The organism is Calothrix rhizosoleniae SC01 (assembly GCF_900185595.1).
GTDB lineage: Bacteria > Cyanobacteriota > Cyanobacteriia > Cyanobacteriales > Nostocaceae > Calothrix_A > Calothrix_A rhizosoleniae.
Genome location: NZ_FYBH01000353.1, coordinates 1 through 8,797 on the forward strand (window position 1 = coordinate 1; position 8,797 = coordinate 8,797).

An 8,797-nucleotide genomic window follows, 5' to 3' on the forward strand; every position below is an offset into this window, starting at 1 on the left:
TTGCGCGTAGCGCTATAGCCCCCGGATTTATCCGTGGAAAGTTAAGAAAATTTGGGTGGAGAGGCACGCTTGTGGTGACAGACAAAACGTCAACATTAAATCCCCTACTTTTAAGTATGGGGCATCCCTACTCCCACGCCCCTACTCCCTACTCCCTCGTTAACCCATCCCTCCATCCCTCTTTCCCTCTTTCCCTCCATCCCTCCATCATTCCCCATACTCCCCCACTAGCTTTATAATGCTTAATATCATGAGCACTCTCCCAGTTGTGAAAAAAGCTGATACCCAAAACCGTCAACGTGACAATGATTGGCGGTTATTTTTGCGTCTACTTCCTTATGCACGCCGCAATAGAAGAATGTTGGGACTGTCTATGGTGCTACTAGTACCCATAGCAGTCGCTAACGCCATTCAACCTCTATTAATTGGACAGGTAATTTCCTTAATTCGTCAAGAAACAACCACCCATGAGTTTCTCAAAAATCTGCCTCTGTTACAGGGATTAGGGGTTTTGCAGTTTTTATTACTCGGAACTGTCATTGTCAGACTTTTACTAACAGGCTTCCAAGGCTATTTGGTGCAAAAAATCGGGCAACAAATTACTGCGGAAATTCGCCAGGATTTATTTCACCATGTCACATCCCTAGCTGTACGTTTTTTCGATCGCACCCCCATTGGTAAACTAATCACTAGGCTCACTAGTGACGTGGAAGTATTGGGAGATGTATTCGCTACGGGAGCAATTGGTATTATTTCCGATTTATTCTCGATGGTGGTGATTCTCGGCTTTATGTTCTCTGTGCAGTGGCAAATGGCTGTTTTGTTACTGTTAATACTTGTACCCGTATCTGCAACAATTATTTATCTTCAGAAGCAGTACCGTCAAGCAACTTATAAAGCACGAGAAGAACTTTCTATACTCAATTCCCAACTCCAGGAAAATATTGTTGGTATTAATATTGTGCAATTGTTCCGTCGAGAAAAGTTTAATGCGGAACTGTTTCGCAAGACAAATAAGCGATATATCCGCCAAGTAGATACCACTATTTTCTATGAATCTGCTGTTTCTGCCACATTAGAATGGGTTGCACTGGTAGCAGTGGCTGGGGTTTTGTGGATTGGTGGTGATTTGCTACTGAAACAAAGCCTGACTTTTAGTATTTTATCTACATTTATTTTTTATGCCCAACGGTTATTCCAGCCGTTACAGCAGTTCGCGGAAAAATTCACCGTCATTCAAGCTGGTTTTACAGCCATAGAACGTGTAACTAATATTTTAGATGAACCCATAGAAATTAGCGATCGCGCTAATCCCAGATTTTCGATTTTTGATTCTCAGTTTGGCTATATTGATGAGATTGTCGCCAATATGGAATCTGACAATCACAATGTTCAGCAAAAATTGGGAGAAATCCGATTTGAGAATGTTTGGTTTGCTTACAAAGAAGATGATTATGTAATCAAAAATCTACACTTTGTCATCAATCCAGGAGAAAAAATTGCCTTAGTTGGCCCTACTGGTGCGGGAAAAAGTACTATTATTAGGCTATTGTGCCGTCTATACGAACCCACACAAGGAAGAATCCTGGTAGACGGTGTAGATATTCGTGAAGTACCCCAGGCAGAACTACGGCGATATATGGCGGTAATTCTCCAAGATGGTTTTTTGTTTGCTGGTGATGTAAAAAGTAATATTACCTTGGGGGATGGTTATACCATTGAGGAAGTCAAACAAGCAGCAGAAAAAACCAATGTTGCTTCATTTATTGAACAACTACCCCAAAGCTATGATACTCAACTGCGGGAGAGGGGAACAAACATTTCTAGTGGACAAAAACAACTCTTAGCTTTTGCTCGTGCAGCTATTCGTAACCCCGAAATTTTGGTATTAGATGAAGCCACAGCTAGTTTAGATGTGGGTACGGAAGCTTTAGTGCAAGAATCTTTAGAGCAATTATTAGCACAAAGAACAGCAATTATTATTGCTCACCGCTTATCCACCATTCGTAATGTGGATCGTATTTTTGTCCTTAAATATGGGGAATTAATCGAGCAAGGTAGTCATGAAGAATTATTACAGCAACAAGGACTCTATTCCACTTTGCACAATTTACAAATGTTAGGAACGTGACGAGTAACTCAAGTCACCAGTTCTACACCACACCGAGTTGCCGCCTCCGCTAACCGAGTATCAATTGTTGCCAGTGGCAATCCCAATCGCAGTGCTAACTCCAAATAAGCTGCGTCATAAGATGCTAAACCTTCCTGTCGTCCTAGTGCCAAAGTTGTACTCAATGCAAAAGTATTTGTAGCTGTATCAACCTGGATTAACAGTGACTGTAACAAAGCAATAGCTTCTGATGATTGTTCCTGAGTCATCCGGTTACGCCGTTCAGCCACCAGTAGAACATTAGCAATTTCCAACAACCAAATTTCTGGTACAAATGCCTCACAATCCGACATCATAGCCAGTATGGCATTAGCGTAATCGTTATTTTCATCTACCAAACACCAACTGATTGCTACAGAACAATCCAAAACAAACTGCATTAAAATCTTCGTCCCTCTTCTATCATGGAGCGGATTGAAGTTTTATTCAACGCCACTTCTCGCTGCAATTGTCGCATTCGGGTAATTGCTTCTTGAATTGTTTTTTTAGTTGTCGCTTTTCCCCAGGTGTTATAACGCGCTTCATCTTCTTCTGGTGGTGCAACTTCTGCATTGGGTAACGGCTGTACAACCACTACCACCTCAACAGAAGTATCTTTTAAGTTAGTGGGGGCTTCGATTTGTAATATACCATCTGCCCCAATATGCGATCGCAATTTCATCGTTTCCATGCCTTCCTCCGGTGACTTATATATCATCAATAATTCTGGGAAATGTCTTACTTAATTATCATGCTATTTCCCTCATAAAAAATATAAGCATCATACCGCTTGGGTACACATTTTATTTGGATATATGAATGTCTGGGTACCCAGGTATTCATATTTGGGTATGCTTTGACTGAAGCCGCTATTTTATAGATGCCATCTCCGGTTAAGCGGTGTCCATACCTAGGGGAAATCAATCATCGTTTGTCGATAACAATCTGGCATCCCAATATCAAAGCATTTCCCTTGAATAATATATCCTGCCATTCCTTCTAGTTGACGCAGCTTTTCTAGACAAGAAGTTAACTGAAATTCACCCTTTTCTCGGAAATTATTACTAATATTTTCACCCAGCAAGTCAAAGATTTTTGGTGTCAAGATATATAAACCAAATACACATAAAAAATCATCATCTTTCATCCCTTCTACCCTTAAATTTTGCCTTGCATACTCAAGGGTAGGTTTTTCATATATTTGAGTTAGAGTCAGTATTGAGCTTAATTCTTGCCATTTGCCAGTAGCACAACCAGCCTTAGAAATAGTTTCTCCTGGCATTATAGTCAACCCTAAAACACTACAATTAACTTGCTCATATACATTTAAAATTTGTTTTGTACAAGATTTATTACTATCAGAAGAGTAAATATGATCACCCAACATTAATAAAAATGGTTCATCTTTAACCCATTCTTGGGCACAAAATACCGCATGACCGTAACCTTCTTGCCTATCTTGAGTTAAGATGGTAATCTTACTACCTAAATCCTGAAGATATCGACTATATTCTTGATTTTCTGGTGAAAGTTTAGCAAACAGTGATGGATGAGGCAGTGTTTGAAAATAGTCTGCGAAAACTTCTTTATCCTCCGGTTGAGTCACAATGGCAATTTCTGCAATTCCCGCACTAATAGCTTCTTCCACAATTACTTGAATTACAGGTTTGGCTCTACCATCCCGATCAATAATGGGAAATAATTCTTTTTTCACCACTTTAGTCGCTGGAAATAGTCTAGTACCAAAACCAGCAGCCGGAATTACCGCTTTTTTAACTTGATTTATTTGCATAAATTGTTAATTGCAAACATTGCATTTGGGGAAAATCCCCCTCAATAATTTGTATTACTTTTTGTTGACTTGCCTTGTCTTTCACAATTAATTGTGCAGTTCCATCCCCTTGGGAACCAACACCCTTTCCACCCCAGATATAAGGTTGAATGGGTGGATAATCAAGTAATTTGTGCAACATAGGCGCAGTTAACTCTTGTGGACAGGCAGGAATGAGATAATGGTCAAATTCAGCCTGTGCTAGTTTCATCAGCATACCAATTTGTTGAGCATCTCCCACTTGCAAAGCATCAACTGCTGCTTGAGTAATTTCATAGCTAATCTCCCCCAGATATTTCTGAACATTCCTTTGGACTTCATTTTTCGCAAAGGGATAACACTGATTGAGTTGGCTGAGAATTTCCTTAGTATTCTTCCCTGCACCCAAGTCCACTAGGACAAAGAATAAATCCTGGGGTACCTGCAAAACAGTTGGAGTGACGCGATCGCCATCAAATATCATGGTAATAGGCTGGCTACCATAAGCACAAGCTTGATCCATACGTCCACAACGAGAGGGAGTGGTAGTTTCTCCCCAATAGGCAAACTCCATCTGTTGATGCATGGTTAATTTTAAATCATAAACTTGATTGAATGCCTTTGCTACCAGCACACAAGTAGCTGCACTAGAGGACAACCCTTTTTTTATCGGTAAATCTGTGAAGTAATTGTCAATTTCCAATCCGCCAATATCAAAATGTGTGAGCAATTGATATACTACCCCAGCAGCATAACTAAAAAATTCTCCCCTTTTAATTTCAGCAAGTAATAGTTGCTTTTTCATTGGTAAGGTGAGGACTTTTTCAGTCCCATCTTGCAGCAATGTACGGAAAATAAAATGGTCTGAATGGGGCTTTATCCGGGCATATAGTCCCTGATTGGTACCGGTGATGAGGGCGTAACCCTGCTGTAATAGAGGATTTAAATGGCGATAACCAGCCGCCCAATCACTATGTTCTCCAAACAAACACAAACGTCCCGGTACAAAAATCTCCTCAATTCTCATTCTTCAAATTAGCGGTGTTCAACTTCCCAGTTTCTCATAGCACAATAAAAATTGGCTAACCGGAGTTCGGGATAAGCATAAAACTACAAACTAAGTAGGTTGGCGTAAAAAATTATCGTTTGGATAAGGCAGGGGGCAGGGAGCAGGGAGCAGGGGGAACAAGGGTTTTAGGCTTATTTACTATTCTTCACATAGTTTGGTTTTATTGTGCCGACTTACTTAAATTCCAGTCAGATTCTTAAACGTTGCTTTTCATTTTTTTTGTAAAGTTAGGAAAATGGACTAATTCTTGATAATCTAAAATTAAACCTAATATCAATTTATGATGAGGCTACATAGAATCTAGACGATCACCAGTAATGCTGAGAGTATCAGTGAAAAACTTATGCGTTTCCATCAATGATATGCATCCTCAATGTGAAACAATATAAAATGAATTAACTGCATCTATGCCCCAGAAAAGCTTTTACCTTTTGACTGACACTTCTATTATATGTTCTTATCTAGTACCTAAGTGGGTTAAATCTTTTGAAAATACACCGGGATTTCAAGGTGTATTAGTCAAAGAGGAGTTTCAACCAGAACAAGTAGTTCAAGCAAGAAAGTTTTTTCATAGAAAATATGCTGGTCAAAAACACTTGACTGAAGAAGTTTACCAAGCACTAATTAACTTATATCCTGAAATAGATCAGACAGAAAAAGCGATGATAGCTCAATATGGAATATCTAGTTATTCTACAACGGAACACCCTCAAACTGTTTTTCTTGGTGATAACCTGAATGGAAACTATTCTAGAAATTGGTTGATGAAAGCTGCTCAGGATTCCCCACCTTTAATTTTTTGTTGTGTTAGCCAGATACTAAAACCTTGGTGGATAGAACTTACCAAATCACAATTGTTTAATTGCCATACTGCTGTTCTACCTTATGCTCGTGGAATGCATTCTATCGAAAACATGGCAATTTTTAAAGATATTAATAAATTTAAACAAGCTGCAGGAATCACCATACACTACATTGATGAGGGTGTAGATACCGGCTCAATTATTAGATCAGAAAGAATTATTGATCCATTTCGCTTTAATTCTATTTGGGAGTTAAAAGGGTATACTTACATGAAAGAATTTGAATTGTATGTACAAACTGCTCAAGAGATTCTCGGAAATAACGAAACAATTCCAGCTGGAGTTTCAGTAGATCCTAAATTGCAAGGTCCTAATTTTATTGCAAAAAACTTCACTCCAGAGAAGAAAAAACAAGCAGAAGAGGCTTATCTAATTATGAAAAATTCCTGGCGAGACCTCTCTTGATTTGACTTAGTGCAACAGATTCTTAATAGGTTTGCGTTGAAAATTTAGGTATAGGAAATAGCCAATGATTGAAGTAAGAAAAATTGCAGGTAAAGGACGGGGAATTATAGCAACAGAGGATATTGCCCAAGGAAGTTTAATGGAGGTTGCTCCTGTGGTAGTCTTTCCCGCAGAACAACGAATAATTGTGGATAAAACAGAACTCTCCCAGTACTGTTTTGTACAGCCAATAGAATATGCCAAAAGTAAAAGTGCAAAGGGATATATTATTTTCGGTTTAGCATCTTTTTGTAACCATACAAAAGAACCTAATTCTTATGTAGATTGGATTGAGAATGAAGTTGGTATATGGTCACATTTGATTGCAAAGAAAGAGATTAAAGCGGGGGAAGAAATCACCATGTTTTACACGAATATTGATGAATATTCTGAGGCAAAAAAATTCGTTTGATTGTCTTGATTGATATTCTTTTTTATATCTGCTACCCCATTCTTTGAAATATTCCATTTCTGTAACTTTTCGATTTTACATTTATTATTTATCACTCTGAATTTCCTTGATTAAATCATAAAAAGGCTGCCAATTATCTTCTTGGACAATCGACTCCCAAGCTGACTCAATCACAGGCTTTAATATGACTGTTTGCGGATTACTTTGTGTGAGAATTTTTGCAACATTTTCTAACTCATCAGGAGATAAATTAGTTAAAATTTGATGATAAATTCCCGACCAATTAAAAAACAACTCCGTATTTCCTAAAGACTGCCCAATCTCTGATTCATGGAGAATACTACCGGCATCATCTCGCCATTTACTAGAAAAAGTACGCCCTAAGTCAGCAAAAAAGTGGTGATAGCTAACTGGATAATGCTTGAGAAATGCCAAAGTTGATTTTAATAATTCCTCCCCTTGGAATACCTCCAATTGCTCAAAACCCAACTTCCTCAGCATTAAGCGGCGATATTCCTTTCTATACTCATAATCAAAATTCTTGATTCCCGTTTCCATATCCTCCAGAGGAATCACATCTTTAAAGGCTTTTTGCAATAACTCTAAATTAAACCGACAAATTCCTGGTTGATGGGTATAACAGTAGCGTCCATAATAGTCAAAATACGCAGCCGTAAAATAGGGGTCATAATTAGGAATGAAAGCGTAGGGACCATAATCAAAACTTTCCCCTGTAATCGACATATTATCCGTATTCAGCACCCCATGACAAAAACCCACCGCCATCCACTGTGCAACTAGTTTACCTACCCTTTGGCACAGTTCAGCATAAAATAGGACATATTTATCCTCTTCTCCTTGCAAATGAGGATAATAATGCTCAATTACATGATCTAATAATCTTTGAGTTAAATCGGGACGTTGGAAATAGTTTAGTCGCTCAAAAGTACCAAAGCGTATATGGGATTGACTCATTCTAATCATCACACAGGAACGAGTCGGCGAAGGTTCATCACCCCGCCATAAAGACATCCCAGTTTCTACCACACTCAAACAACGGGAGGTATTTACACCCATACGGTGCAACATTTCTGCTGCTAACACTTCCCGCACCCCTCCCTTCAGGGTTAACATCCCATCCCCACCACGGGAATAAGGGGTTCTTCCAGAACCCTTAGTACCAAAATCGTAAAACCGATTGTCAACACCCCGCACTTGTCCATACAAAAAACCTCTGCCATCTCCTAGCATGGGGTTATACTCGCCAAATTGATAACCGTGATATCTTAGTGCTAAAAAGGGTTTGCGCTCCTGGAATTTGCCAAAGGCTTGAATAAAATGCTCATCAGTGACTGTTGATGGTGTTAATCCCAATATTGGTAATAATGCATCGTTGCGCCAACGCAGAATATGCTGGGGATATTCAGCAGCAGCAACTTCATCATAGTAATCGTCCCCTAATGATTCTATGGCGGGTTCGTAGTTCAAAGAGAGAAAAGGATTGGATGAATTGTTGTTGTTGGTGTTGTGGATGTCAGCCAAATTCATTCAAGTTGTCCGCTAATTGGTGGAGAATGGGAGCATTTGGTCGGTCGAAATTCTCATTCAAACTCAAGATATTATTAATAATACCTCGACCGACTAATCGACATAGTAAGCGATCGCTCAATTTTTATAGAATTTAGCGCAAAACTATCGGCTTTAGCCGTGGGATGTGGCGCAGTCCGCTTTTAAGCCTAGTGTATTTAACTTTTTCTCTAATGATAGTTAAAAACGTCGTATAATCTGGTGGGAGGTAATGAGAATGACATTTACACTCACCTATGAATTTAAACTAAAACCTACTACTAACCAAAAAGAAGTATTTAACGAGTGGCTGGAGACAAACCGCCAAGTGTATAACTATGCTTTGGGTGAGCGGAAGGATTGGTATAAATCCCGTGCATGTGATGTAAATTCATGCTCTATCAGAAGTCAGTACATCATTAGAGCTGATGCTCAACGACCTACATATAATAGTCAAGCTAAGGCATTAACTGAGGCTAAAAAG

10 protein-coding genes are annotated in these 8,797 nt (G+C 39.0%); 4 read left to right on the forward strand and 6 right to left on the reverse strand.

All coding sequences use genetic code 11. From position 1 onward, the window contains the following. Positions 1-250: 250 nt before the first annotated feature. Complete coding sequence (locus CALSC_RS21595) at positions 251-2,131, forward strand: ABC transporter ATP-binding protein (RefSeq protein WP_088243325.1); 1,881 nt, start codon at positions 251-253, stop codon at positions 2,129-2,131. Positions 2,132-2,139: 8 nt separating this feature from the next. Here CALSC_RS21595 and CALSC_RS21600 read toward each other — a convergent pair whose 3' ends face one another. From CALSC_RS21600 to CALSC_RS21615, 4 genes are all read right to left on the reverse strand, one after another. Next, positions 2,140-2,550, reverse strand: coding sequence for a type II toxin-antitoxin system VapC family toxin (locus tag CALSC_RS21600; protein WP_088243326.1), 411 nt, complete (start codon positions 2,548-2,550; stop codon positions 2,140-2,142). Continuing rightward, positions 2,550-2,840 carry a hypothetical protein gene (locus CALSC_RS21605; RefSeq protein ID WP_088243327.1) on the reverse strand — a complete coding sequence of 97 codons (291 nt, stop codon included), beginning with the start codon at positions 2,838-2,840 and terminating at the stop codon, positions 2,550-2,552. Before CALSC_RS21605 ends, CALSC_RS21600 begins: the two co-directional genes overlap by 1 nt. Positions 2,841-3,059: 219 nt before the next feature. After that, a complete protein-coding gene (locus CALSC_RS21610; RefSeq protein WP_088243328.1) occupies positions 3,060-3,941 on the reverse strand; it encodes a UTP--glucose-1-phosphate uridylyltransferase in 882 nt (293 codons plus the stop codon). Beyond that, entirely contained in the window at positions 3,922-4,986 is a 1,065-nt protein-coding gene (locus tag CALSC_RS21615; protein WP_088243329.1) for a mevalonate kinase family protein, read from the reverse strand. The genes CALSC_RS21610 and CALSC_RS21615 overlap by 20 nt, the downstream gene beginning before the upstream one ends. 473 nt (positions 4,987-5,459) lie before the next feature. On the opposite strand from CALSC_RS21615, the gene CALSC_RS21620 reads away from it, so the two are divergent. Next, positions 5,460-6,296, forward strand: a complete 837-nt coding sequence (locus tag CALSC_RS21620; RefSeq protein WP_235006884.1) for a formyltransferase family protein — start codon at positions 5,460-5,462, stop codon at positions 6,294-6,296. Positions 6,297-6,360: 64 nt separating this feature from the next. Then, the gene (locus CALSC_RS21625; protein WP_088243331.1) at positions 6,361-6,747 is read left to right on the forward strand and encodes an SET domain-containing protein-lysine N-methyltransferase; all 387 of its coding nucleotides are present in this window, start codon (positions 6,361-6,363) and stop codon (positions 6,745-6,747) included. Positions 6,748-6,831: 84 nt separating this feature from the next. Here CALSC_RS21625 and CALSC_RS21630 read toward each other — a convergent pair whose 3' ends face one another. Continuing rightward, complete coding sequence (locus tag CALSC_RS21630) at positions 6,832-8,295, reverse strand: protein adenylyltransferase SelO (protein WP_088243332.1); 1,464 nt, start codon at positions 8,293-8,295, stop codon at positions 6,832-6,834. Continuing rightward, positions 8,282-8,416 (reverse strand): hypothetical protein, encoded by a 135-nt coding sequence (locus CALSC_RS27930; protein WP_268807231.1) that lies wholly within the window; start codon positions 8,414-8,416, stop codon positions 8,282-8,284. The genes CALSC_RS21630 and CALSC_RS27930 overlap by 14 nt, the downstream gene beginning before the upstream one ends. Positions 8,417-8,551: 135 nt before the next feature. Between CALSC_RS27930 and CALSC_RS21635 the strand changes: the two genes are divergently transcribed. Continuing rightward, the coding region (locus CALSC_RS21635) for a helix-turn-helix domain-containing protein (protein ID WP_159460662.1) at positions 8,552-8,797 on the forward strand (246 nt) is incomplete at its 3' end.

What these genes read in the sequence shown, in the direction of transcription:
- CALSC_RS21595 (WP_088243325.1), top strand. Translation starts at nt 251, where the DNA reads ATGAGCACTCTCCCAGTTGTGAAAAAAGCTGATACCCAAAACCGTCAA.
- CALSC_RS21600 (WP_088243326.1), bottom strand. Translation starts at nt 2,550, where the DNA reads ATGCAGTTTGTTTTGGATTGTTCTGTAGCAATCAGTTGGTGTTTGGTA.
- CALSC_RS21605 (WP_088243327.1), bottom strand. Translation starts at nt 2,840, where the DNA reads ATGGAAACGATGAAATTGCGATCGCATATTGGGGCAGATGGTATATTA.
- CALSC_RS21610 (WP_088243328.1), bottom strand. Translation starts at nt 3,941, where the DNA reads ATGCAAATAAATCAAGTTAAAAAAGCGGTAATTCCGGCTGCTGGTTTT.
- CALSC_RS21615 (WP_088243329.1), bottom strand. Translation starts at nt 4,986, where the DNA reads ATGAGAATTGAGGAGATTTTTGTACCGGGACGTTTGTGTTTGTTTGGA.
- CALSC_RS21625 (WP_088243331.1), top strand. Translation starts at nt 6,361, where the DNA reads ATGATTGAAGTAAGAAAAATTGCAGGTAAAGGACGGGGAATTATAGCA.
- CALSC_RS21630 (WP_088243332.1), bottom strand. Translation starts at nt 8,295, where the DNA reads ATGAATTTGGCTGACATCCACAACACCAACAACAACAATTCATCCAAT.